Raw genomic sequence first — 23,586 nt, 5'->3', positions numbered from 1 at the left:
CGCCCGCCCCCGCCCCGCCGCCCCGCCCGCCGCCCCGCTCGCGTCGATCATGCAGTTGTGGTGGGACCTATTCACCACTTTGCACCCTTTGTGGGGCGCCACAACTGCATGATCGCCGGGGCGTGGGGCGTGGGGCGTGGGGCGTGGGGCGTGGGGCGTGGGGCGTGGGGCGTGGGCTAGAGGGGGAGTTTCATGCCCTCGTGGGTGGGGAGGAAGCCGAGGTTGACGTAGAAGCGGTGGGCGTCCTGGCGCGTCTTGTCGGTGGTGAGCTGGACCAGGGCGCAGCCACGCTGCTTCGCCTGGTCGACCGCCCAGGTGATCATCTGCCGGCCGAGGCCCCGCCCGCGTAGGTCGGAGCGGACCCGGACCGCCTCGATCAGCTGCCGCTCCGCGCCGTGCCGGCCCAGGCCGGGGATGTAGGTGAGCTGCATGCAGCCGAGCAGTTCACCGTCCGCGTCGGCCACGATCAGCTGGTTGCGCGGGTCGGCGTCGATGTCGGCGAACGCCTTCTCGTACGCGGCGTCGACCTCCGTGAAGTCGCGGGTCCTGCCGAGCACGTCGTCGGCGAGCAGGGCGATCACGGCGGGCAGGTCGCCGCGGACGGCCTCACGGAAGATCACGTCACTCATACCGCCAGCGTGGCACAGTGAGCCGGACCGATGGGCGGGCAGCGCTCGCGTACGGGGGGCAACATGACTGTCCATGGACGTCCTGCTGCTGCCGTTCCGGTTGATCTACCGGGGGCTGGTCTGGTTCGCCAACTCGCCCCGTACGTTGATCATCTCGTACCTGTTGATGATCGTGGTGGCCGGCGTGATCTACGGCCACGTGGAGAACCGTAGCCCGGCGGACGCCGTCTGGTGGGCGGTGGTGACCGCGTCCACCGTCGGCTACGGCGACATCTCGCCGGTGAGCTGGCAGGGCCGCACCCTCGCCGCGCTGCTCATCTCCACCATGGTGCTGCTGGTCATCCCGTTGATCACGGCGCACTTCGCCAGCCAGCTCATCGTCGACGACGACGCCTTCGAGCACGAGGAGCAGGAGCAGCTCAAGGCCGACGTGCGCCGGATGCGGGCGCTGCTGGAGGAGATGGCCGCCCGGCAGGGCGTCGACCTGCCCGACCTGCCGCCGGAGCGGCCGGTCAGCGGGCCGGGCAGCGCAGCCCCTCCCTGGGCACGGTCAGGTCGATCAGGTAGGCGTCGACCGCCTCGGTGATGCAGGAGGTCTGCGGGTACGCGGTGTGCCCCTCGCCCTCCCAGGTGAGCACCCGGCCCACGCCCAGCATCGCGGCCAGCGCCGGGGTCTGCTCGTAGGGCGTCGCGGGGTCGCCGGTGGTGCCCACCACCAGGATCGGCGGCGCCCCGTCGGCCCGGCCCGTCGGGTACGGGTCGCGACCGCCGGGCCACTCGGCGCAGGAGAGCAGGCCGACGGCCAGGGCCGGCCCGAACAGCGGGTACTTCGCCCGCCACTGCGACTGGAGCTGCCGGATCCGCTCCCGACTCGGCTTCTCCTCCTCGTCGGCGCAGTTGACCGCCAGGTTGGCGTCGAACATGTTCGAGTAGTGCCCGTCGGCGTCCCGGTCGGCGTACGCGTCGGCGAGGCGGAACACGTCGCCCGGGTCGCCGCCCTCCAGTTTGTCGATGGCGACGGCCAGCTCCTGCCACCCCGACTCGGTGTAGAGCGACGAGATGATCGCGTAGAAGACCCAGCCCGCGGTGGCCTCCCGGCCGTCGTCCCCGCGTACCGGGGACACCCGCGCCTTGTCGATCGCCGAGGTGACCGCGGCCCGGGCGTCCGGGGCGATCGGGCAGCGCCCGGCGTTGGCCGCGCACCACGTGGTGAAGTTGCCGAAGGCCCGCTCGAAGCCCTTGGCCTGGCCCTCCGAGCCGGCGATCAGGCCCTGTCGCGGGTCGACCGCGCCGTCGAGGACCAGCGCCCGCACCCGCTGCGGGTAGAGCTGGGCGTAGGTGGCCCCGAGCAGGGTGCCGTAGGAGTAGCCGAGGTAGGTCAGCTTGTCGTCGCCGACGGCGGCGCGGACCGCGTCCATGTCCCGGGCGGCCTGCTCGGTGCCGTAGAGCGGCAACTGGTCGCCGTAGCGGTCGCCGCAGCCACGCCCGATCTTCCGGCTGAGCGCGACGAAGCCGTCGAACGACTCCTGGCTCGCCGGGTCGGGGTCGTAGCCGAAGCTGGCGTCCAGCTCGGCGTCGGGGATGCACTTGACCGGGCTGGAGCGGGACACCCCGCGCGGGTCGAAGCCGACGATGTCGAACCGGTCGGTGATCGAGGCGGGCAGGCCGCCGAAACTCGGGCCGAAGGAGAGGTAGACGGCGGTGTCCACGCCGGAGCCGCCGGGCCCGCCCGGGTTGATCACCAGCGACCCGATCCGGTCGCGCTGCTTGGCCGACCGGGCCCGCAGCAGCGCGATCTCGAAGGTCTGTCCGGCGCCCGGGCCGGTGCTCGCCCCGCCGCCCGCGCCCGTGCCCCAGTCGCGCGGCACCTTGATCCGCGCGCACTCGTAGCGCATGCCCGGCGCGCCGCGCCCGACCAGCTCCTCGGCCACCTCCGGGCAGGCCCGCCAGGTGGGCGCCGTGCCGGGGGCGGCGGCCTCGCCGCCGGCCTCCGTCCGGGGCGCGATCGCCGGAAGGGTGCAGCCGGCGGCGACCAGCGCGGCGGCGGCCAGCCCGGCGAGGGTGAGCCGGAACCGGCGGATCCGGTCGGGGGTGCGGGTCACGAGCGAGCCTCCGTGATCGGGTCGACGGCCAGGCTAGGCCGCACCGGCGGCGGACTCCACGGTCACCGTGGGATCGCCGCGCAGCACCTGGTCCACATCGAACCGTACGGGCCGGTCGAGCTGGTCGTAGCGGCAGGATTGCGGTTCGCGGTCGGGCCGCCAGCGGACGAACCGGGCGGTGTGCCGGAACCGGTCGCCCTCCATGGCGTCGTAGCCGACCTCGACCACCAGCTCGGGGCGCAGCGGCTCCCACTCGAGGTTGCGGGCGCCCGTCCAGCGGCTCACCCCGCCGGGGAGACGCTGGCCGCGTTCGTGGTCGCCGTGCACCCACGGGTGGTCGGCGCCGACGTCACGGTAGGGCTCCAGCTCCTCCAGCAGCTCCGCGCGGCGGGCCATCGTGAACGACGCGCTCACCCCGACGTGGTGCAGGACCCCGTCGTCGTCGTGGAGGCCGAGCAGGAGCGAGCCGACCACCGGGCCCGACTTGTGCCAGCGGAAGCCGGCCACCACCACGTCGGCCGTGCGGGCGTGCTTGACCTTGAACATGAGCCGCTTGCCCGGCTCGTAGGGCAGGTCGGCCGGCTTGGCGATCAGACCGTCCAGGCCGGCGCCCTCGAAGACGTCGAACCAGCGGTGCGCGGTGTCGACGTCCGTGGTGACCTGCGTGACGTGGACCGGCGGCCGGACCCCGGCCAGCGCCGACTCCAACCGGGCCCGGCGCCGCGGATAGGGCTCGTCGAGCAGCGTCTCGTCGTCGAGGGCGAGCAGGTCGAAGGCGACGAAGTCGGCCGGCGTGGTCTCGGCCAGCATCCTCACCCGGGACGCGGCCGGGTGGACGCGCTGGGCCAGCAGCTCGAAGTCCAGCCGGGGCTGCCCGCCCGGCCCGTCGCGCCGGATCACGATCAGCTCGCCGTCGACCGCGCACCGCTCGGGCAACTGGCGGCGGGCCTGCTCGACCACCTCGGGGAAGTAGCGGGTCATCGACTTGCCGCCCCGGCTGGAGAGCTCCACCTCGTCGCCGTCGCGGAACACGATGCACCGGAAGCCGTCCCACTTCGGCTCGTAGGTCATCCCCGGCGCGGTGGGGATCCGCGGGACGCTCTTGGCCAGCATCGGCTCGACCGGCGGACTGATCGGCAGCTTCACGGCGACCAGTCAACCAGACCGCACCGACAGTCGTGAGGCAGATCACGTCCGCGCGGCGGGCGGCGTGTCCGGCCGCGCGCCGCTCGTACCGCACCGGGCGAATCATGAAAGCGCAGGTCAGGGCTACCTTCGCGGGATGTCGGAGTGGGTCTGCGGGTGCTGCGGGCGGTGGCGGGTGAGCGTCGAGCTGATCCGGGGCCGCTACCGGTACCGACTGGTGCGCCGCTATCCCCGCCAGTTCGGCGGGGGCAAGGACGTGCTCGGCGAGGCCGGCTCGGTGGCGGAGCTGGAGGAACTGCTGCGCCGGCGTACCCCCCTCGGGCTGGCCGACCTGCGCGAGGCCGCCTGACCCGGCGGCGGCCGAGCCCGGCGGACACCCGGCGGGCGGCCGACCCGGCACCCCTGTGCGCCGGCGGACCCGGACCCGGCCGGCGGGTGCCTCGTCACGATCCCGCACGCGGCGTCGTCGAGACTGGCAGCGGCGCCGCCGGGCGCCGACACGGGGAGGGGGCGCGATGCGGTTCGAGGCCGGTACGGAGGTGGCCGCCGAGGCGGGACGGGTCTGGGCGGTGCTGGTCGACGTCGAGCGGTGGCCGGAGTGGACGCCCTCGGTGCGTCGGGCGCTCCGGGGGGAGGCGGGACCGCTCGCGGTGGGCGCCACCGCCCGGCTCGCGCAGCCGAAGCTGCGACCGGCGGTGTGGCGGGTCACCGAACTGGTTGAGGGCCGGTCGTTCTCCTGGGTCTCGGGCAGCCCGGGGGTGCGCACGCTCGGCGAGCACCGGGTGCTGCCGCTGCCCGACGGGCGCAGCCGCGTCGAGTTGGCCATCACGCAGTCCGGGCCGCTCGCCGGGCTCGTCGGCTGGCTCTACGGCGACCTGATGCGCCGCTACCTGCGGATGGAGGCCGACGGGCTCAGGCGTCGCTGCGAGCGGGACTGACCGCCTTCTCCAGCAGGGCGAGCCGGATGCCGTTCGGGTCCGGCCGGTGCCCCACCACGCGGTAGCCGTGCCGCTGGTACAGGCGCAGGTTCTGCGCGCTGTCGGCGCCCGTGAAGAGCGCGAAGCGGCGCACCCGGGCGGCGCAGGCCGCCTCCACCGCGCGCAAAAGCCGCCCGCCGACGCCCCGGCCCTGCTGGTCCGGGGCGACGGAGAGCCGGCCGACGTGCGCGGTGTCGCCGTCGACGTGCGCCCGCACGGAGCCGACCAGCCGGTCGCCGAGCCGGGCGGTGAGCACCGTCGCCGGGCCCGCCAGCGCGGCCCGCACCTCGTCCAGGGTCTCGGTCAGCGGGGGCAGGAACGGGTCGGCGTAGCGCTGGGCCTCGGTGAGGTACGCGGCGCGCTGCACGGTGAGGATCTCGCCGGCGTCCGTGACGTCGGCGGGGGCGATGCGCGGCTCGATGATCACCCCGACAGCCAACCACAGGCCGCCGGGCGGGCCGCCCGCACCGCCCGTACGCTGGCGGTGTCCCGTCGAGCCGTGGGGGTGCGCCGTGCCGGCACTGACCTATCCGCACGTCGGCGCCACCGAGACCGGCGAGCTGCCGGCCGGCTGGCGGCACGTGCGGCACCGGGTCCGGCTGCCCGACTCCTGCTTCCCGGCGGCCGGGGACGCCGTGCTCGGCTGGCGCCTGCACCGGGCGGCCGGCATCCGGATCGACGCCGCCGCCGAGCGCGCCGCGCCCGGGGTCCGGGTGGTCTCCGGGCTGGGCGTCGGCCCGCTGCGGCTGGCCGCGCCCTGCGAGGTGGTCTGGGCCGTCGACGACGGGCGGCGGGCCGGCTTCGGGTACGGCACGCTGCCCGGGCACCCGGCGCGCGGCGAGGAGGCGTTCGTGGTCAGCCGCGACGCCGCCGGCCACGTCTGGTTCGAGGTGGTCGCGTTCAGCCGGCCGGACCGCTGGGTCATGCGCGCCGCGGGGCCGGCCGGTCGGGCCTTCCAGCGGGCGTACGCCTGGTGGCTCGGCCGCACCCTGCGCCGCCTCTGCGCCCGACCCTGACCCGCACCGTCGTCACCCGTCGGCGTGCGGCATCCGCCGCCGCGACGCCGGCGGCGGGACCCGGTCAGAACCGGGCGAAGGAGCGGATCGGCATCCGCGGACCGTACTTCGGCGCCTGGACGCCACCGGCCGCCAGCAGCACGCAGACCCGCCCCCGGTGCCCCCGGAACGGCTCCAGCAGGGCCAGCATCCGGGCGTCGTCTCCGCGCGGCTCGCCCGCGAGGGCCCAGGCCACCGTGTTCGGCACGTGGAAGTCGCCGACGCTGACGGCGTCCGGGTCCCCGTACGCGATGCGCACCACCTCGGCGGCGGTCCACGGGCCGATGCCGGCGACGGCGGTGAGCCGGCGGGTGGCCTCGGCGGAGTCCGCGCAGTGCTCCAGCCGGTCGGCGACGGCCGCCACGCGGCGCAGCGTCTCGGCCCGGCGCTGCTCCACGCCGAACGGGTGGAACACCCAGTACGGGGTGGCCGCCACCGCCGCCGGCTCCGGCGGCAGCAGCAGCGGCTGCATCGGCCCGGGCGCCGCCTCGGCGAAGTGCCGCACCGTCGCCGCGTACGCCCGGTAGGCCTCCTTGCCGGTCACCTTCTGCTCGAAGACCGCCCGCAGCAGTTGGCGGAAGACCTGCCCGGTGGCGGGCATGCGCAGCCCTTGGTGCTGGGCCGCGAGCCGCGCCACCACGGGGTGGGCGGCGGCGAGCGCCCCGAACCCGCTCACGTCGTCGCGGAGCCCGGCGACCGCGTCCGCCCACTGCACCACCCGGTCGGCACCCGGGCCGTAGCCCTCGGCGAGCAGGGCGCCGCCGGCCGGCCGCAGGGCGAGGGTGGCCGGACCGTCCGGGGTGCGGGCGGCCCACCAGAACGTGCCGGCCGCGACGCGCGCACAGGGGTCGTACGGGCTGAAGGTCAGCGCCCGGACCGACGCGGCCAGCCGGTACCCGGCGGGCGGGCGCAGCTCCCGACGCGCGGTGGGTTCGGTCCCGGTCACCCGCACATGCTGTCACGTCCCCGCCCCGTGACCGGCGACACCGCCGGGCGCACGCCGGCCCGGTGCCGTCGCCGGTCCCGGGGCGGCGACCGACCCTGCCGGGACCGGCCACCGGGACCGTGACGTCAGTACGAGTAGTCCGAGTCGCCCTGCCCGGCCTTGTCGTCGGACGGCGGGGCGACCGGCTTCGGGGTGCCCGGCGGCAGGCAGCTCAGGTTCTTCCTGCCGTCCGGCGCGACCACGAACCAGGTGCCCCCGACGCCCTGCCCCTTCCACTGGCCGGGCTTCTTGTCCCCGACGTAGCGGTAGAGCGGCCAGCCGTCGAGGGTGATCTGCCGGGTGCCGTCCTGGCGGGTGACGGTGCCGACCTTGTCGTCGGAGACGCCGTTGAGTTCCGGGTCGCCGTCGGTCAGCGCCGGGGGCCACAACTGGGCGCACTTGTCGACGCAGTTCGACGAGGGCGGGTCGTTGGTGTCCTTGTCGAAGCGGTAGAGGATCCACCCGTCCTGGTCGGTGACCACGCTGCCCATCCGGGCGACCTTCCGGCCGTTGAGCTCCTCGGTCAGGTCCGCGTCGGCGGGCGGCGCGTCGGCGGCCGGGGACGGCGAGACCGAGGGCTCGGCCGCCGCGGTGGGTTCGGCGGCGGTCACGGCGACCGGGTTGGCCGCGCCCGGGTTCGCCCCCTCGTAACCGGCGGGAGCGCAGGCCGTCAACGCGACCATCGCGCTCGCCACGATGACGGTTCGCTTCATCTGTGCCACGTGCCCTCCTCGTTGATGCGGTTCACCGGTCAATACGGCTAGAGCGTTGTCAAGGTTGAATGCGAAAGCGTGGTCGATGTCACGGGAAATCGTTGAACCGTACGGGCCGGAAATCCGTTTCCCGCGACGAGTGCGGTTTCCGTCAATGGCATTCGTGGAAACGGCACGCGGAATCGACGCCGGTCGTGCGGGCTGACCGGCGTCGATTCCGCGAGGGGTGCTACATCTGCACCGTGACCAGCGGGCTCGCCACCCCGCCGGCATCCACCGACTGCACCTGGAACTGCTTGATGTCGTCGAGCCGCGTCGACGTCGACGCCGACAGGCTCAGCTTGTCGGGGCGCGCGTTGGTGCCGTACCCGGTGCCGGGCACCGACCAGGTGGAGACCACCTCGGTGCTGTTGTTCTTCCGCACCACGACGAGCCGGCACGTCCGGGGCCCGGGCAGCTTGGCGAGGATGAAGTCCACGCCCGTGCCGAAGTCCTTCGACACGACGAAGAAGGTCGCCTCGACGCCGGTGGTCGGGTCGACGACGTTGACCGGGTCGCCCTCCGGCAGCGTCCCGCCGATGTCCGGGTCGTTCGGATCGCTGGAGCGGCTGACCGTCGGCGGGGCGACCTGCGCGGTGGCGGTCGGCTCGGCCACCACCTCGGGGGCACTGTCGCCGGCGATGCTGGCGAAGCCGAGCCCGGTCGCCCCACCGAGGACCAGCACCGCCGCCGCCGTGGCGAGCAACTGCCGGAACCGGTTGCGCCGCCGGTGGGCGCGGACCGCGACCAGTGTCCGGTCCAGCAGGGCCGGGTCGGTGCGGGTCTGCTCCAGCGCGGCCATCGTCTCGCCGTCGATGTCGGAGAGCAGGCCCACGACCGGCACCATCGTCTCCAGCTCGGCGGCGCACGCCCAGCAGGTGGCGAGGTGCTCCTCGAACCGTTCCGTGTCGCGCTCGTCCAGCACGCCGAGCGCGTACGCCGCGACGTCCATGTGGTCCGCCCGGCTCATTCCGTCACCCCCCGTTCCTGCAGAGCCGTGCGCAGCGCGCGCAGCGCGTAGTAGACCCGCGACTTGGCGGTGCCGAGCGGAAGGCCCAGCTCCTCGGCCGCCTCCGGCACCGTCCGACCCCGGAAGTACGTGGCCACCAGGATCTCCCGGTGCGACTGGCTCAGCGTACGCAGCGCGTCCGCCACCGTCATCGTGCGCAGCACCCGGTCGGTGCTGTCCGCCTCGGCGAACGCCGTGAGGTCCCGGTCGTACGTCTCGGCGGGCCGGGCCTGCACGCTGCGGTGCTCGTCGATGGCGATCCGCCGCGCCACCGTGACCAGCCACGGCCGCAGCGAGCCCTGCCCCTGCACGCCCAGCCGGTGCGCGTTGCGCCACGCCCGCAGCAGCGTCTCCTGGACGATGTCCTCCGCCCGCTGCCGGTCGCCGCCGGTGAGCCGCATGACGAACGCCAGCAGCGGCCCGGCGTGCTCGGCGTAGAGCAGCCGGATCAGTCGATCCGAGTGACCCGCCTCGGTGGACGGTGCCGCCTGGTGGCGCCCCGGGGCGGATTTCGGCGTCACCGGCCCATTCTGGTGAGGCGCCTGGCGGGCGTCGACCCCGCGTGCCGCCGCGTCCGGCCGGGACTGGGACCGCGCGGACATCCAGTCCGGTCGCGCCCTGTCGCCGTGCCAACCGGCCGCCACCGCGTGCATGCAGACCTCCGGGTGTCCGATGACATCGGCCGCCTCCCACGGGCACGGCCGCCCGTGGGTACGCAGCGCCCACGCGAACGGATCAACGGCACGCGGAAAAGATTCCGCTCCCGCACCCGCCGGACCGGCGCCCGTCGCTTCCGCGCCGCCCGTCGCTTCCGCAACCGCCGCACCCGCGCACGGCGTGGGCACCCCGCCCGACGGCGCACGGAGCGGGTTCCGCTCAGCGGCGCACGGAGAAGATCCCGGGCGGCGGCGGGGTCGAGTCGGTGGCGTCGGCGTCGCGGACGACCGGCGCCCCGCCCGCGAAGCGGTCGAGTTCCCCGCCGGCCAGCACGCGGCCGGGGAACCAGTCCCCGGCGGCGCGCCGGGTCAGCTCCGGCACCGGCGGCTCGACCCGGCCGGCCACCAGCACCAGGTTGCCGTAGCGCCGCCCGCGCAGCACCGCCGCGTCGCCGACGAGGCAGGCCCGGGGCAGCACCGACCGGAGGGTGGCGACCTGCGCCCGGGCGTGGCGCAGCGGCGGGCCGTCGGCGACGTTCGCCAGGTGGAAACCGGTGGGCCGCAGCACCCGGGCCACCTCGGCGGCGTACTCCACCGAGGTCAGGTGGGCTGGGGTACGGGCACCGGCGAAGACGTCGGCCACCACGACGTCGTAGCTGGCGTCCCGGCTGGCGGCCAGCACCGCGCGGGCGTCGGTCACCCGCACCTTGAGCCGGGGATCCGGCTGCCAGGGCAGGGCCTGACGGATCAGCTCCACCAGCGCGCCGTCCACCTCGACCACCCGCTGGGTGGAGCCGGGCCGGGTGGCCGACACGTAGCGGGGCAGGGTCAGCGCGCCGCCGCCGAGGTGCAGCACCCGCAGCGGCGCGCCGGCCGGCGCCACCAGGTCGATCGCGGCGGCGAGCCGCCGGACGTACTCGAACTCCAGGTGCGTGGGGTCGGCCAGGTCCACGTGCGACTGCGGGGCGCCGTCCAGCAGCAGCGTCCACGATCCCGGCCGGTCCGGATCGGGCACCAGCTCGGCCTGGCCGGTGTCCACCCGCGCGGTCACCGTGTCGGCCGCCCGCTTGCGTCCCATCAGCGCCGTCCCCGGGCGGCGGCGGTGAGCACCCGGTGCAGCAGCCGCGCGTCGCCGAGCAGCGCCCGCAGCCGGCGCTCCAGGCCGGCGATCGGGATCAGGTTCTGCGGCGCCCGCGGGTCCTTGTAGGGGGTGGAGGCGAAACGGGGCAGCGTGACCAGCGACAGGTCGGCCAGCCCCACCGCCTCGTCGACGCTCAGCTCGGCGGAGCACTCCATCCGGACGATGCCCGCCCACGGCGCCCCGAGAGCCACCGGCAGCCGCAGATACCACGACCAGCCGCCCCAGGCCGTACCGAGCTTGAACACCGGGGAGCGCTCACCGGCCGCCAACTGAGTGACCACGGCGGTCAGCCGGGCGTCCAGGTACTGGCTGTGCTGGGTCTTGATGTAGCCGACCGTGCGCGGCAGCTGCCGCCGGTTGCGCAGCGGGCCGTCGACCACCAGCAGGTCGCCGTCCGTGCGGGCCGCCCCCGAGACCTCCACCTCGAGCGCGGTCAGCGGCCCCTGCACGGCGGCCGGGAGCTTGTTCAGCTCGCCCGTGCCGCTGACCCGGTGCACCGGGTAGCGGACGCTGCCGGCCACCACGTCCACCGCCGAGGGACTGGCCGTGAACAGGCCCCGGCCGACCCGCGCGCCGGCCAGCTGCGCCGCGCCGCGCTCCAGGTCGCAGCGGACCACCCCGGCGGCGTACGAGGCGGCCAGGCCCGGGAAGGACGCCCCGTCGTCCTCCGCCGTCCACACGCTCGCGTCGATCCGGCGCACCCCGTCGACGAGCAGCACCACGTCGGGGGCCCGTACGCCGGGACGCGGCCCGATCGCCCGCCAGTCGACCGCCGGCAGCTCGGCGTCCGCGTCGACCTGGGCGCTGCTCGGCGCCGCGGGACCGCCGCCGCCCGCCGCCTCGAACGAGGCGCCGTAGGCCGGATCCCACGCGTCGACGAAGAACCGGGGATCGGTCACCGCAGCGGACCTCCCGTCGCGCGCGCCGGGGCCCCGCTCACCGGCCGGTCCGTTCGACGCGCGCCGACCGGGCGTCCTTGCTGACCTCGAAGCGCACCGGGATGCGTTCGGCCAGGGCCGGCACGTGGGTGACCACCCCGACCATCCGGTCGCCCCGGGCGGCCAGATTCTCCAGCGTGGCGGCCACCGTGTCGAGGGTGGCCGCGTCGAGCGTGCCGAAGCCCTCGTCCAGCACGATCGACTCCAGGCTCGCCGCCGTCGTGGACAACCCGGCGAGCTGCTCCGACAACGCCAGCGCCAGCGCCAGCGACGCCTGGAAGGTCTCGCCGCCCGACAGGGTGCGCACACCCCGGCGCAGCCCCGCGTCGTGGTGGTCCACCACGAAGAACTCGCCCTTGTCGTGCACCAGGTCGTACTGCCCGCCGGAAAGCTCCCGCAGGATGCCCGAGGCGCCGTCGACCAGCAGGTCCAACGCCTCGGCGAGCAGCCACCGCTCGAAGTTGTTGGCCCGCAGGTGCCCCGCGAGGGCCCGCGCCACCTGCGCCTCGCGCTCGTACCCGGCCCGCTGCTCGCGCAGGTCACCCGCCTGCTCCCGGCGCCGTTCCAGCTCGCGCAGGTCGGCCTCGGCCCGTTCCAGGGCGCGGTCGGTGGCGCGTAGCGGATCGTCGGTGGGCGGCAGCCCGGCGGCGGCGAGGAAACCCGCGATGCGCTCGCCGACGCCGGCGGCCACCGCCTCGGCCTGCGCCACCGCCGCGGCCCGCCCGGCCCGCTCCGCGCGGCGACGTGCCGACTCCTCGCCGGCCCATCCGGTCAGGGCGGCCCACGCGGCGCCCAGGTCCTCCCGGTCCGCCGTCGGCGGCCCGAACCGGGCCAGCCCGTCACGGGTCGCGTCGAACGCCCGCCAGGTCGCCCGCAGCCGCTCCTCGGCGGCGTCCACCGCCGCCCGGGCCCGCCGGGCGGCGTCCCGGCCGCCCCGCACCGCCGCCGCCGACTCCTCCAGCGCCCGGCGCAGCCGCGCGTGGTCGTCCAGCTCGCGGCGCAGCACCGCCGGCTCGGCCGCCCCGGCCAGCTGGTCGTCCAGCTCGGCCAGCCGGGCCTGCACCTGGTCCTGCCGGGCCCGCGCGCGCAGCAGCACCCGCTCCAGCTCCCGGGCCGCGCCGTCGCGCTCCTGCACCACGGACTGGGCGGCCTTGCTGGCGGCCCGCGCCGCCCGTCCCGCCGCCGTCGCGGCGGCCACCGCCGAGTCGGCCGGCACCGCCGGCACCGACGCGACGGTCTGCTCGCAGACCGGGCAGGCGGCCCCGGCGCGCAGGTGCGCGCGCAGCGCCACCGCCTGGTCGGTCGCCTTCGCCTCCTCGTGGGCGCGGAAGGCCGCCTCCAGCTCCGCCTCGGCCCGCTCGGCCGCCGCCCGCGCCTCGGCCAGCGCCGCCACGGCCGCGCCGTGCTCGGCCTGCGCCCCGGTCACCGCCGCGCGGACCGCCTCCGCCTCGCCGGCCAGCTTCTCCCGATCGGTGTACGCCCGCAGCAGCAGCCGCAGCGCGCTCTCGTCACCGGCGGCGGCCAGCTCGCCGCGCAGCTTCTCCTCCCGCTCCTCGGCCAGCGACACGGCCGTCGCCGCCTCGTCCGCGCCGGCCCGCGCCGCCGCGACCGCCCGGGTCACCTCCGCCACCCCGTCCGGCGGGTGCACGGCGGCCAGCACCGCCAGGTCGGCGTCGAGGGCCGCCAGGGCCGCGCCCGCCTCCCGCGCCGTCGCCCGGGCGGCCTCCAGCTCCGGTACGGCGCCTGCCACCGCTCCGGCCAGCTCCCGCATCCGGTCGACCTGCCCGGTCGCCGCCTCCAGCGCGGCGTCGTCGACGCCGGTGAGCCCGGCGAGCGCCTGGTCGACCGCCTCCAGCTTCGCCTCGGCCTGCGCGGCCCGCGCGGTCGCCCGCTTCTGCACGTCCTCGTAGACCCCGAGGCCGAGCAGGTTGACCAGGATCTGCTGCCGGGTGGCCGGCTTGGCGTGCAGGAAGTCCGCGAACTGCCCCTGCGGCAGCACCACGCAACTGGTGAACTGCTCGTACGGCAGCCCGACCGCCTCCAGCACCGCCTGCTCCATCTCGGCGGGGGTGCCGGCCACCACCTCGCCGAGGTCGTCGGGGCTCAGCCCGGTGTCGAGCTTGGTCACGTCGAAACCGGCCGGCATCAGCTGCAACCCGGCGTTGGCCGTCTTGACGTTGCCCCGGCCGTCCCGGCGGACCACCCGGGTCGCCACGTAGCGGGAACCGGCGGACTCGAAGACCAGCCGCACCCGCGCCTCGGTGGCCGACGGCGCCAGGGCGTTGCCCAGCCCGCGCGCCCCACCCCAGCGGGGCACCGTGCCGTAGAGGGCAAAGCAGATGGCGTCCAGCACCGTCGACTTGCCGGAGCCGGTCGGCCCCACCAGCGCGAAGAAGTCGGCGTCGGTGAAGTCGATCGTGGTCTCGTCGCGGAAGACGGTGAAGCCCGCCATGTCCAGCCGCATCGGCCGCATCAGTGGTCGACCTCCTCGAAGAGCTCGTCGAAGAGCTCCCGCACCCCGTCGTCGGTGTGCCCCCGGCTGTCCAGGTAGTCGGCGAAGAGCTGCCGGGGTGAGCGGCCCGCCCGTTGCGCCACCCGGGTGCCGCTGCCCGGGGCGGGCAGCAGCTCCGGGTCGATCCGGATCTCCAGGGCCTGCGGGAGCAGCTCCTGCACCTCCTCGCGCAGGCCCGCGCGCGGCTGCTCCCGGACGAACACCCGCAGCCAGGCGTCCGGCACGTCCATCTCGGCGAGCTGGGCCAGGGTGCCCCGGACCGTCCGCAGCGTGGTGGCGGCGGTCACCGGCACCTCGCGGACCTGCGCCGCCGTGGTCGCGGTGACCTCGACGACGGTCACCGACGGCACGTTCTCCTGCTCGCCGAAGTCGACCGCCAGCGGGCTGCCGCTGTAGCGGATCGGGCAGGGCCCCTGCACCCGCTGCGAGCGGTGCAGGTGGCCCAGCGCCACGTAGTGCGCCGTCCCCGGGAACACGGTCGCCGGCACCGCGTAGCCCAGCACGGTGTGCGCGTCGCGCTCCCCGCCGCCGGTGGTCGCGCCCACCACGGTCAGGTGGGCGGTGACCAGGTGCACCCGGTCCGGTTCGGTGAAGCTCTCGGTCAGCCGGCCCAGCACCCGGCCCAGGTGGTCGGCGTACGTCTGCGTGGTCTCGGCGGCGGTCAGCTCGTACATCTCCACCGCGCGGATGGCGTAGCGCTGGGAGAGGAACGGCAGCGCGGCCAGCCGCCAGCGCTCCCCGCCGGCGGTGGTGCCGTCGATGACGTGCTCGTCCGGGTTGTCCCGGACCCCGCCGCGCAGGGTGATCCCGGCGGCCTCGGCCCAGGGCCGCAGCGCGTCGAGGGCCTGGCCGTTGTCGTGGTTTCCGCCGATGGCCACCACGTCGGCGCCGGTGCGGCGCAGCGCGGTCAGGGCCCGTGTGACCAGCCGGGTGGCCTCGGGCGTCGGGGCGGCGGTGTCGTAGAGGTCACCAGCGACGATGACGAGGTCGGGTGACTCGGCGCGGGCGACGTCGATCACGCCGGCCAAGACCCGCTTGTGCTCCTCGGCCCGCGACTGCCCCTTGAGGACCTTGCCGACGTGCCAGTCGGAGGTGTGCAGGATCTTCACGGTGCCGACCTTTCGTTCGCGACTGCGGGGCTCGCAAGCTCACTCCTCGCGCTCACCGGTCACTCCCTAGAACGGGATGTCGTCGTCGCTGGTGCCGCCACCGGAGCCGACGACGGCGAACGGGTCGACGGACTGGGTGATCGACCGGAGCGTCTCGGACGGGGCGCGGCCGGCCTCGGAGACCCGGGTGGCCCAGGCCGGGAACGGGAACTCCAGACAGAGCGGCACCGGGATGTCGGGCTGGTTGACGAACATCGTGCCGGGCTTGGCCAGCAGCGCGCGCTGGCGCTGGGCGGGCGGCAGGAAGCCGTACTCCGGGCGGGACGCCTCGGCCGGGTCGAGCCGGCCCACCACCCGGATCGCCGAGTTGGTGACGATCCGCCGCTCCACCTCGCTCGCCGTCTGCTGGGCGCCGACCAGGATCACGCCGAGCGAGCGACCCCGCTCGGCGATGTCGAGCAGCACCTCCTTGATGGGGGAGGAGCCCTCGCGGGGGGCGTACTTGTTGAGCTCGTCGAGGACCACGAAGAGCAGCGGCTTGGCGGTGCCGGCCTTCTCCTTGCGCTCGAACTCGCTCTTGAGCGTCACGCCGACCACGAACCGCTGCGCGCGGTCCGGGAGGTTGTGCAGGTCCACCACGGTGACCTGGGCGCTCTCGGCGGTGTTGATCGAGTGCGGGCGGCGGGTGGCCAGGTCGCCCCGGATCAGCCGGGACAGGTCCTTCTTGCTGCCGATCAACCGCCGGGCGAACGCGTTGACCGTGCCCAGCCCGACGGCGCTGCCGGCCCAGTCGGAGCGGGTCTCGTCGTCGTTGAGCTGCTCGACGACGTGGTCGACCAGGTCGGCGTACGAGCCGAGCCGTACCCCGTCGATGCTGATGCCGCCGTCGGCGGGCTGCGCGTGCCGGGCCAGGTGGGCGGTGACCGAGTGCACCACCATCGTGTACTGCTGGCGTTCGTCGTCGGCGTCGGCGAACACGTAGGGCAGCAGGCGGTCGGCGCAGAACTCGCTCAGCGTCCAGTAGAAGCTGTCCACGCCGGTGAGGCGGCTGCTCACGTCGGGCGTGCCGGAGGAGTCGCCCACCCGGGGCGGGGCGTAGACCCGCACGTCCGGGAACGCGCCGGCGGCCAAGCCGAGCTTCGCGTACGCGGCGCGGGTGGGGTCGTCCAGCCGGGTGTTGGGATGGTCGAGGAAGAGCAGGTCCTCGCCCTTGACGTTGAAGATGAGCGCCTTGGCGTTGACGGCGTCGCCGCCCAGCACCCCGGAGCGGAAGACCGAGTAGAGCAGGAAGGTGGCGAAGCTCGTCTTCGTGGCGACCCCGGAGATGCCGGAGATCGACACGTGCGCGCCCCGGCTGCCGTCGAGGAAGTCGGCGTTGAGGTAGACCGGCACCCCGTCGCGGCCCATGCCCATCGGGATGCGCCGCTCCATCCGGTCGAAGTGCAGCGCCCGGGCCCGGGCGTCACCCTCGGCGCGGTGCACCACGGCACCGGGCGACGGCGGCACGTAGAGCTCCGGGTCGACGCGGGTCGTGGTGATCTCGGCGGCCTCCTGCACCTGCGCGGGCAGCGTGCCGTCGGCGATGGCGAAGACGTCGGAGTCGAACTGGGCGCCCTCGTGCCGGGCGCGCACCTGGGTGACCACCCCGGCGATCGTCACCGGCTCGCGGTCCGGCAGCTCCCGCCGGGTCACCACGACGTCGTCGAGCTGGAGGTAGCTGCCGGGGGAGACCGCGGTCCAGAACTGCAGGGGGGTGGCGTCGGCGGTGCCCAGCACCCGGCCGACCACCTCGCCCGGGCCGTCGAACCCGTCGTCAGTCATCGGGCAACTCCGGTCGGCTGGTCGTCGCGGTCGGGGCACACGCCCTGCATCCTGCCCGAGGTGTACGACAGGTTGCCACGCGACGCGGCGGACGCCACCCCGACATCGGCGCCCGTCAACCGCAGGGTGCCCGCCCGGTCACGGTCGGTCGCGGGCGTAGCGGAGCATGAGCACCCCGTCGGCGGCGGCGAGCACGTGCCGCAGCGGCAGGTGGCGTACGTCGCTGGTGTCGCCGGCGGTGATCCGCCCCGGGCCCGCCCCGGCCAGCAGCGGGGCGACGGTGAGGCAGACCTCGTCCACGAGGTCGGCGGCGGTGAGCGCGCCGAACAGCTGTGGGCCGCCCTCGCAGAGCACCTGGCCGAGGCCGCGGCGGCGTAGCTCGGCCAGGCCCGCCGCGAGGTCGACGCGGTCGTCGCCGCAGCGCACCACGTCGGCGACCCCGGTCAGGCCGGGCGGCGCCACGGCGTCGGCCCGGGTGAGCACCACGGGCCGCACCGGCGCGTCGGCGAACGCGGCCTGCGCCGGATCGAGGTCGAGCGAGCCGGAGACGACGACCAGCGTCGGGTACTCGGGCAGGCCGTGTTCGCGGCGCCACGCCCGGCGTCGCTCGTTGAGGCGTACCGCCCGGTAGCCCTCGTGCCGCAGCGTCCCGGCGGCCACGAGCAGGGCGTCGCAGAGCATGCGCAGCAGCCCGAAGACGCGCTTGTCCGCCTCGCCGGAGAGCCCGGCGGAGTAGCCGTCGACGGAGACACCGCCGTCCACGCTGGTCACGAAGTTCATCCGCAGGTGGGGGCGGTCGGACCGGCCGTAGAGCGCGGTGAGCGCGGCGTCGTCCAACGGTCGCGCCGACGCCTGCGGCCAGAGCGCCGAAATCGGGATTCCGACGCTCATTCGCCGGCCGGACCGGTGACCGGAGGGGTGGGTCGGGGGGTACGGTGCTGGCAGTCGCACCAGTTCCGCCCCGGGCAGTCGTCGTGCCGCCTGGCCCGGCACGCTCGGCAGATCATGCCCGCAGCCTATGCCGAGGAAGGATGGGACAGCATGCCGCGTCAGATCTTCCAGCTGAAGATTTCCCTGGCCGGGGTCCGGCCGCCCGTCTGGCGCAGGGTGCTCGTCCCGGGCGGCTACACCCTCGACCGGCTGCACCGGGTGGTGCAGCACGCCATGGGCTGGCGGGACTGCCACCTGCACTCGTTCGAGATCGAGGGTCGCCAGTACGGCGAGCCCGATCCCGACGGCGAGCTGGCCCTGCGCGACGAGTTGGACGTCCGCCTCGACGCGGTGCTCGGCAAGGGCAGCCGCTTCCACTACACGTACGACTTCGGCGACTGGTGGGAGCACGACCTGGTGGTGGAGGACGCCTGCGCGGCCGATCCGGACGAGCGGTACCCGTCCTGCCTGGACGGCGAGCGGGCGTGCCCGCCCGAGGACGTCGGCGGCCCGGCGGGCTACCAGGCGCTGCTGGCCGCGCTGGTGGATCCGACTCACCCCGGGCACCGGGAGGCGCGGGACCGGGTGGGCGACCGGTTCGACCCGGCCGCCTTCGACGCGGGCCGGGCCGGCACCCTGCTGCGCCGCCTCTGCTGAACCCCTGCACCGCCGCTGAACCGCTTCGGCTGCGGCGCGTTCCGGCCGCACGCAGGGTGCGCGACGGGCCGCTCAGCGTGTCCGTCGCCCGCGTCCGGGCGAACTGAACCGCTTCAACAGGACGGGAGCCCAGGTGGCGCCGCCCGGCGGGCCGGCCCGCGACGTGCCGCAGTCGGGGCGTACGCACACGCGGTAACGATCTGGGAACGCTCCCATAGGCCTATTGACACCTCCGACACCCGCCGGCAATCTCATGGGAGCGCTCCCGCGAACGTGGCACGACTCACCCGCGCCCCGCTCCGGACGTCGACCGCCGGCCCCGACCGGTGCCGACGGCGCGTACGGCACCCCCCACCACACCCAGTCAGCCTCACCACCGAAAGAGGGGTCTCCGATGAGCCTCACCACGCGGCGCACCCGCATGGCGGCTGCCGCCCTGGCCGCGATAACCGCCATCGGCGGTCTCGCGGCCTGCGGCAAGGACGACGACGCGCCGGCGGCCGGCGAGAAGCCCGCCAAGCTGGTCGTCGACACGTTCGGCGAGTTCGGTTACGACGAGATCATCAAGCAGTACGAGAAGGACACCGGCATCAAGGTCGAGCTGCGCAAGACCGCCCAGCTCAACGAGTACCGGCCGAAGATCGTGCGGGCGCTCGCCACCGGCAAGGGCGCGGCCGACGTGGTCGCCCTGGAAGAGGGCATCCTCAACGAGTTCAAGGCCAACCCGGCCAACTGGGCCGACCTCGCTCCGCTGGTCTCCGACCACAGCAAGGACTACCTGCCCTGGAAGTGGGAGCTGGGCAAGGCGCCCGACGGCCGGCTGATCGGCCTGCCGACCGACGTCGGCAGCCTCGCCGTCTGCTACCGCCGGGACCTCTTCCAGGCGGCCAAGCTGCCGGTCGAGCGGGACCAGGTCGCGGCCCTCTGGCCGGACTGGAACGCCTTCATCGAGACCGGCAAGAAGTACCGCACCGCCACCGGCAAGGGCCTGCTCGACTCGGTCACCACCGCCGCCAGCGCGGTGATGTTCCAGCAGGGCGGCGACCTGTTCTACGACAAGGACGACAACGTCGTCGCGGACAAGAGCGCGGCGGTGAAGACCTCCTGGGACACGGCGGTCGCGATGGCCGACGCCAACATCACCGCCGAGACGGCCACCTGGTCGCCGGAGTGGTCGGCCGGCTTCAAGCAGGGCACCTTCGCGGCGACCTTCTGCCCGTCGTGGATGCTCGGCATCGTCGCGGACAACTCCGGCCCGCAGAACAAGGGCAAGTGGGACGTCGCCCCGGTGCCCGGTGGCGCCGGCAACTGGGGTGGCTCCTGGCTCGGCGTGCCGACCCAGAGCAAGTACCCCAAGGAGGCGGCGAAGCTCGCCGAGTACCTGACCAACGCGCAGAGCCAGGTGGCGGCGTTCAAGCTCAAGGGCCCGCTGCCGACCAACCTGGAGGCGCTGAAGAACCAGGAGTTCCTCGCCTACACCAACGAGTACTTCAACAACGCGCCGACCGGCAAGATCTTCGGTGAGAGCGTCGCCAAGATCCAGCCGCTGCACCTCGGCCCGAAGCACCAGGCGGTGAAGGAGAACGCGTTCGAGCCGGCGCTGCGCTCGTACGAACAGGGACAGGCCACGAAGGACAAGGCCTGGGAGCAGTTCGCGAAGGACGCCAAGACGCAGGGCGCCTTCTGACCCACCTCGTCGCCAGGTGGCGTCCGGGTCCACACACCCGGACGCCACCGGCGCCGTCCCCGTTCCGCCCCGGACGCCATCGGCGCCGTCCCGTTTTCGCGTAAGAGCGCCTGGGCGTCGGCGCGCGCCCGTGCCGACGCCGGGAAAGGACCCCGCATGAGCCTCTCGGCCACGACGGCGCCGCCGTCTCCCGCCGCACCGCCACCCCGCCCGCCCGCGCGGCGCCGGTCCCGGTCGCACTCGCTGACCCGGCTGGACCTCAAGTACTCGCCGTACCTCTACATCGCGCCGTTCTTCGTGGTCTTCGGCATCTTCGGGCTCTACCCGATGCTGCGGACCGCCTGGATGTCCCTGCACGACTGGAACCTGATCGGCGAGCACAGCTTCATCGGGTTCGACAACTACGTCGCCCTGGTCAAGGACGAGTACTTCTGGAACGCCACGCTCAACACCTTCGGCATCTTCCTGCTGTCGACCATCCCGCAGCTGCTGCTCGCCCTGTTCCTGGCGAACCTGCTCAACCGCACCTTCCTGCGCGCGCGCACGCTGTTCCGGATGGCGATCTTCATGCCGAACGTGGTCTCGGTGGCCGCCGTGGCGATCGTCTTCGGCATGCTCTTCCAGCGCGACTTCGGCGTGATCAACTGGCTGCTGAGCTTCGTCGGGATCGACGCGGTCGACTGGGACGCCGAGCGCTGGAGCTCCTGGACCGCCATCGCCTCCATGGTCAACTGGCGGTGGACCGGCTACAACACCCTGATCCTGCTCGCGGGCATGCAGGCCATCCCGCGCGACCTGTACGAGGCGGCGGCGCTCGACGGCGCCAGCCAGTGGAAGCAGTTCTGGCGGATCACCCTGCCGATGCTCACCCCGACCTTCGTCTTCGTGGTGATCCTCTCCACGATCGGCGGGCTCCAGCTCTTCACCGAGCCGCTCGTCTTCGCCAACGGCAACATCATCGGTGGCGACCAGCGCGAGTTCCAGACCCTGGCCATGTACATGTACGAGCTGGGCATCGAGAACCTCAACACCGCCGGCTACGGCGCCGCGGTCGCCTGGGCGATGTTCCTGATGATCGCCCTCGTCTCGGGGATCAACTTCCTGCTCGTCCGCCGCACGGTGAAGTGAGGAACGCCCAGATGAACTCGGCATCCCGGCGCCTGTGGCGCACCAGCCCGCTGACCTACGTCGCGCTCGTCCTGGCGACGCTGTTCTCCATCTACCCGTTCTACTACATGGTGGTCATCGCCACCCGCAGCCTGGACTCGATCAACGACGTCCCGCCGCCGGTCACGCCGGCCGGATCGTTCGGCGACAACTTCGGCCGCGTGCTCGACAACGACGCGGCGAACTTCCTCACCGGCCTGCTCAACTCGGTGATCGTCTCCGGCATCGTGACGGTCTCCGTGGTGATCACCGGCTCGCTGGCCGGCTTCGCCTTCGCCAAGCTGCGCTTCCGGGGCCGCAACGCCCTGCTGCTGACGATCATCGTCACCATGATGATCCCGACGCAGCTCGGCCTCATCCCGCTCTGGGGCATGATCCAGGACCTCAACTGGTTCGACACCCTCTACGCGGTGACCGTGCCGTTCCTGGTCAGCGCGTTCGGCGTGTTCATGATGCGGCAGTACGCCACCCAGGCCATCTCCGACGAGCTGATCGAGGCGGGCCGGGTGGACGGGGCGAGCACCTTCCGCATCTACTGGAGCATCGTGCTGCCGGCGCTGCGGCCGGCCGCCGCCGTGCTCGGCCTGCTGACGTTCATGGAGACCTGGAACTCGTTCCTGTGGCCGTACGCGGTGCTCACCTCCGAGAACCCGACGCTCCAGGTCTCGCTGGCCTTCCTGTCGTACGCCTACTACACCGACTACTCGCAGGTGTTCGCGGCCACGGCGGTCGGCACTCTACCGTTGGTGATCGTGTTCATCGTGTTCGGCCGCCAGATCGTGGGCGGCATCATGGAAGGTGCCGTCAAGTCGTGAGCAACCCCGCCAGCCCACCCGCCGTCGGCGTCGTCGGCGACCGCCCGCCGTTGACCTTCCCGCCCGGCTTCCTCTGGGGCGCGGCCACCGCCGCGTACCAGATCGAGGGCGCGGCGGCCGAGGGTGGCCGGACCCCGTCGATCTGGGACACCTTCAGCCACACCCCGGGGCGGGTCGTCGAGGGGCACACCGGTGACGTGGCCTGCGACCACTACCACCGGCTGGGCTCCGACGTCGCGCTGATGGCCGAGCTGGGGCTGAAGTCGTACCGGTTCTCGGTCTCCTGGCCGCGGGTGCAGCCGGGCGGCACCGGCCCGGCCAACGCCGAGGGGCTCGACTTCTACCGGCGCCTCGTCGACGAACTGCTGGGGCACGGGATCGAGCCGTGGCTGACCCTCTACCACTGGGACCTGCCGCAGCCGCTGGAGGACGTCGGCGGCTGGCCGGCCCGGGACACCGCCGCGCGGTTCGCCGACTACGCCACGCTGGTCGCCGACGCGCTCGGCGACCGGGTGCGCTACTGGACCACGCTGAACGAGCCGTGGTGCTCGGCGTTCCTCGGCTACGGCTCCGGGGTGCACGCGCCGGGCCGCTCGGACGGCGCGGACGCCGTACGGGCCGGACACCACCTGATGCTCGGCCACGGCCTCGCGGTGCAGGCGCTGCGCGCGGCCCGGCCGACCGCCGAGGTCGGGGTGACGGTCAACCTCTACCCGGTCACCCCGGCCAGCGAGGCGCCCGCCGACGTCGACGCCGCGCGGCGCATCGACGGGCTGGCCAACCGCTTCTTCCTGGACCCGCTGCTGCGCGGGTCCTACCCGGCGGACCTGATGGCCGACCTCGCCAAGGTCACCGACTTCGGGCACGTGCGCGACGGGGACCTGGCGACCATCTCCACCCCGCTGGACGTGGTCGGCGTCAACTACTACAGCCGCCACGTCGTCGCCGCGCCGGACCCCGACGCCGAGCCGGAGCCGTACTGGCGGGCGCCGTCGTGCTGGCCGGGCAGCGAGGACGTCCGGTTCGTCACCCGGGGCGTCCCGGTGACCGACATGAACTGGGAGATCGACGCCCCCGGCCTGGTGGAGACGCTGCGCCGGGTGCACGAGGAGTACACCGACCTGCCGCTCTACGTCACCGAGAACGGCTCGGCCTTCGTGGACGAGGTGGTCGACGGGCAGGTCGACGACGCCGACCGGCTGGCGTACTTCGACGCCCACCTGCGCGCCGCGCACGAGGCGATCGAGGCCGGGGTGCCCCTGCGCGGGTACTTCGCCTGGTCGCTGATGGATAATTTCGAGTGGGCCTGGGGCTACACCAAGCGGTTCGGGATGGTCCACGTCGACTACGACACCCAGGTCCGCATCCCCAAGTCCAGCGCCAGGTGGTACGCCGAGGTGATCCGACGCAACGGTCTGGCCGCACAATAGGCCAGGGCCAGCCATCAACGGGCGGCCCCGGCGCCACCCCGCACGGGGTGGCGCCGGGGCCGGTCCGC

General features: G+C 74.1%; 23 protein-coding genes. 9 read left to right on the top strand and 14 right to left on the bottom strand.

The annotated features are described in order from the left end of the window. Window positions 1-176: 176 nt before the first annotated feature. Complete coding sequence (locus RM555_RS10235; RefSeq protein ID WP_311411521.1) at window positions 177-629, bottom strand: GNAT family N-acetyltransferase; 453 nt, start codon at window positions 627-629, stop codon at window positions 177-179. A gap of 73 nt (window positions 630-702) precedes the next feature. Here RM555_RS10235 and RM555_RS10230 point away from each other — a divergent pair, with 73 nt between their 5' ends. Further along, window positions 703-1,215 carry a potassium channel family protein gene (locus RM555_RS10230; RefSeq protein ID WP_311411520.1) on the top strand — a complete coding sequence of 171 codons (513 nt, stop codon included), beginning with the start codon at window positions 703-705 and terminating at the stop codon, window positions 1,213-1,215. On the opposite strand, the gene RM555_RS10225 is transcribed toward RM555_RS10230, so the two are convergent. Together RM555_RS10225 and RM555_RS10220 are read right to left on the bottom strand one after the other, a co-directional pair. Beyond that, window positions 1,142-2,731 (bottom strand): alpha/beta hydrolase, encoded by a 1,590-nt coding sequence (locus RM555_RS10225; protein ID WP_396888724.1) that lies wholly within the window; start codon window positions 2,729-2,731, stop codon window positions 1,142-1,144. The two genes, RM555_RS10230 and RM555_RS10225, sit on opposite strands and share 74 nt — an antisense overlap. A 33-nt stretch (window positions 2,732-2,764) precedes the next feature. Beyond that, window positions 2,765-3,877 (bottom strand): ATP-dependent DNA ligase, encoded by a 1,113-nt coding sequence (locus RM555_RS10220; RefSeq protein WP_311411519.1) that lies wholly within the window; start codon window positions 3,875-3,877, stop codon window positions 2,765-2,767. Window positions 3,878-4,013: 136 nt separating this feature from the next. Between RM555_RS10220 and RM555_RS10215 the strand changes: the two genes are divergently transcribed. Both RM555_RS10215 and RM555_RS10210 read left to right on the top strand, forming a co-directional pair. Next, window positions 4,014-4,226: a hypothetical protein gene (locus RM555_RS10215; RefSeq protein ID WP_132233121.1), complete on the top strand. Its 213-nt coding sequence runs from the start codon at window positions 4,014-4,016 to the stop codon at window positions 4,224-4,226. A gap of 166 nt (window positions 4,227-4,392) precedes the next feature. After that, window positions 4,393-4,815 carry an SRPBCC family protein gene (locus tag RM555_RS10210; protein WP_311411518.1) on the top strand — a complete coding sequence of 141 codons (423 nt, stop codon included), beginning with the start codon at window positions 4,393-4,395 and terminating at the stop codon, window positions 4,813-4,815. Here RM555_RS10210 and RM555_RS10205 read toward each other — a convergent pair. Continuing rightward, a complete protein-coding gene (locus RM555_RS10205) occupies window positions 4,790-5,281 on the bottom strand; it encodes a GNAT family N-acetyltransferase (RefSeq protein ID WP_311411517.1) in 492 nt (163 codons plus the stop codon). The two genes, RM555_RS10210 and RM555_RS10205, sit on opposite strands and share 26 nt — an antisense overlap. Window positions 5,282-5,366: 85 nt before the next feature. On the opposite strand from RM555_RS10205, the gene RM555_RS10200 reads away from it, so the two are divergent. Then, complete coding sequence (locus tag RM555_RS10200) at window positions 5,367-5,870, top strand: DUF1990 family protein (RefSeq protein WP_311411516.1); 504 nt, start codon at window positions 5,367-5,369, stop codon at window positions 5,868-5,870. 64 nt (window positions 5,871-5,934) lie between these two features. On the opposite strand, the gene RM555_RS10195 is transcribed toward RM555_RS10200, so the two are convergent. The 10 genes from RM555_RS10195 to RM555_RS10150 form a co-directional block, all read right to left on the bottom strand. Beyond that, window positions 5,935-6,855 carry a DNA-3-methyladenine glycosylase family protein gene (locus RM555_RS10195; protein WP_311411515.1) on the bottom strand — a complete coding sequence of 307 codons (921 nt, stop codon included), beginning with the start codon at window positions 6,853-6,855 and terminating at the stop codon, window positions 5,935-5,937. Window positions 6,856-6,980: 125 nt separating this feature from the next. Continuing rightward, window positions 6,981-7,616 (bottom strand): COG4315 family predicted lipoprotein, encoded by a 636-nt coding sequence (locus RM555_RS10190; RefSeq protein ID WP_311411514.1) that lies wholly within the window; start codon window positions 7,614-7,616, stop codon window positions 6,981-6,983. A gap of 220 nt (window positions 7,617-7,836) precedes the next feature. Next, window positions 7,837-8,616: an anti-sigma factor family protein gene (locus RM555_RS10185; RefSeq protein WP_311411513.1), complete on the bottom strand. Its 780-nt coding sequence runs from the start codon at window positions 8,614-8,616 to the stop codon at window positions 7,837-7,839. Then, window positions 8,613-9,308 carry a sigma-70 family RNA polymerase sigma factor gene (locus RM555_RS10180; RefSeq protein ID WP_311411512.1) on the bottom strand — a complete coding sequence of 232 codons (696 nt, stop codon included), beginning with the start codon at window positions 9,306-9,308 and terminating at the stop codon, window positions 8,613-8,615. The genes RM555_RS10185 and RM555_RS10180 overlap by 4 nt, the downstream gene beginning before the upstream one ends. A 223-nt stretch (window positions 9,309-9,531) precedes the next feature. Beyond that, window positions 9,532-10,389 carry a spermidine synthase gene (locus RM555_RS10175; protein ID WP_311411511.1) on the bottom strand — a complete coding sequence of 286 codons (858 nt, stop codon included), beginning with the start codon at window positions 10,387-10,389 and terminating at the stop codon, window positions 9,532-9,534. Then, window positions 10,389-11,351, bottom strand: coding sequence for a hypothetical protein (locus RM555_RS10170; protein ID WP_132233139.1), 963 nt, complete (start codon window positions 11,349-11,351; stop codon window positions 10,389-10,391). Before RM555_RS10170 ends, RM555_RS10175 begins: the two co-directional genes overlap by 1 nt. Before the next feature lie 37 nt (window positions 11,352-11,388). Continuing rightward, entirely contained in the window at window positions 11,389-13,863 is a 2,475-nt protein-coding gene (locus RM555_RS10165; protein WP_311411510.1) for an SMC family ATPase, read from the bottom strand. Further along, entirely contained in the window at window positions 13,863-15,011 is a 1,149-nt protein-coding gene (locus RM555_RS10160) for an exonuclease SbcCD subunit D (RefSeq protein WP_311411509.1), read from the bottom strand. Before RM555_RS10160 ends, RM555_RS10165 begins: the two co-directional genes overlap by 1 nt. A 66-nt stretch (window positions 15,012-15,077) precedes the next feature. Next, a complete protein-coding gene (locus tag RM555_RS10155; RefSeq protein WP_311411508.1) occupies window positions 15,078-16,832 on the bottom strand; it encodes an ATP-binding protein in 1,755 nt (584 codons plus the stop codon). A gap of 138 nt (window positions 16,833-16,970) precedes the next feature. Then, entirely contained in the window at window positions 16,971-17,723 is a 753-nt protein-coding gene (locus tag RM555_RS10150; protein ID WP_311411507.1) for a pyrimidine reductase family protein, read from the bottom strand. 150 nt (window positions 17,724-17,873) lie between these two features. Here RM555_RS10150 and RM555_RS10145 point away from each other — a divergent pair, with 150 nt between their 5' ends. From RM555_RS10145 to RM555_RS10125, 5 genes are all read left to right on the top strand, one after another. Continuing rightward, a complete protein-coding gene (locus tag RM555_RS10145) occupies window positions 17,874-18,419 on the top strand; it encodes a plasmid pRiA4b ORF-3 family protein (RefSeq protein WP_311411506.1) in 546 nt (181 codons plus the stop codon). A gap of 394 nt (window positions 18,420-18,813) precedes the next feature. Continuing rightward, window positions 18,814-20,106, top strand: a complete 1,293-nt coding sequence (locus RM555_RS10140; protein ID WP_311411505.1) for an ABC transporter substrate-binding protein — start codon at window positions 18,814-18,816, stop codon at window positions 20,104-20,106. Window positions 20,107-20,262: 156 nt separating this feature from the next. Further along, the gene (locus tag RM555_RS10135; protein WP_311411504.1) at window positions 20,263-21,234 is read left to right on the top strand and encodes a carbohydrate ABC transporter permease; all 972 of its coding nucleotides are present in this window, start codon (window positions 20,263-20,265) and stop codon (window positions 21,232-21,234) included. 11 nt (window positions 21,235-21,245) lie between these two features. Further along, window positions 21,246-22,088, top strand: coding sequence for a carbohydrate ABC transporter permease (locus RM555_RS10130; protein ID WP_311411503.1), 843 nt, complete (start codon window positions 21,246-21,248; stop codon window positions 22,086-22,088). Then, window positions 22,085-23,518 carry a GH1 family beta-glucosidase gene (locus RM555_RS10125; protein ID WP_311411502.1) on the top strand — a complete coding sequence of 478 codons (1,434 nt, stop codon included), beginning with the start codon at window positions 22,085-22,087 and terminating at the stop codon, window positions 23,516-23,518. The genes RM555_RS10130 and RM555_RS10125 overlap by 4 nt, the downstream gene beginning before the upstream one ends. Window positions 23,519-23,586 lie beyond the last annotated feature (68 nt).

This window comes from Micromonospora reichwaldensis (assembly GCF_031845925.1).
GTDB classification, from domain to species: Bacteria; Actinomycetota; Actinomycetes; order Mycobacteriales; family Micromonosporaceae; genus Micromonospora; species Micromonospora reichwaldensis.
Note: the sequence above shows the minus strand (reverse complement) of the source record. Positions and strands in the feature narration are given on the sequence as shown.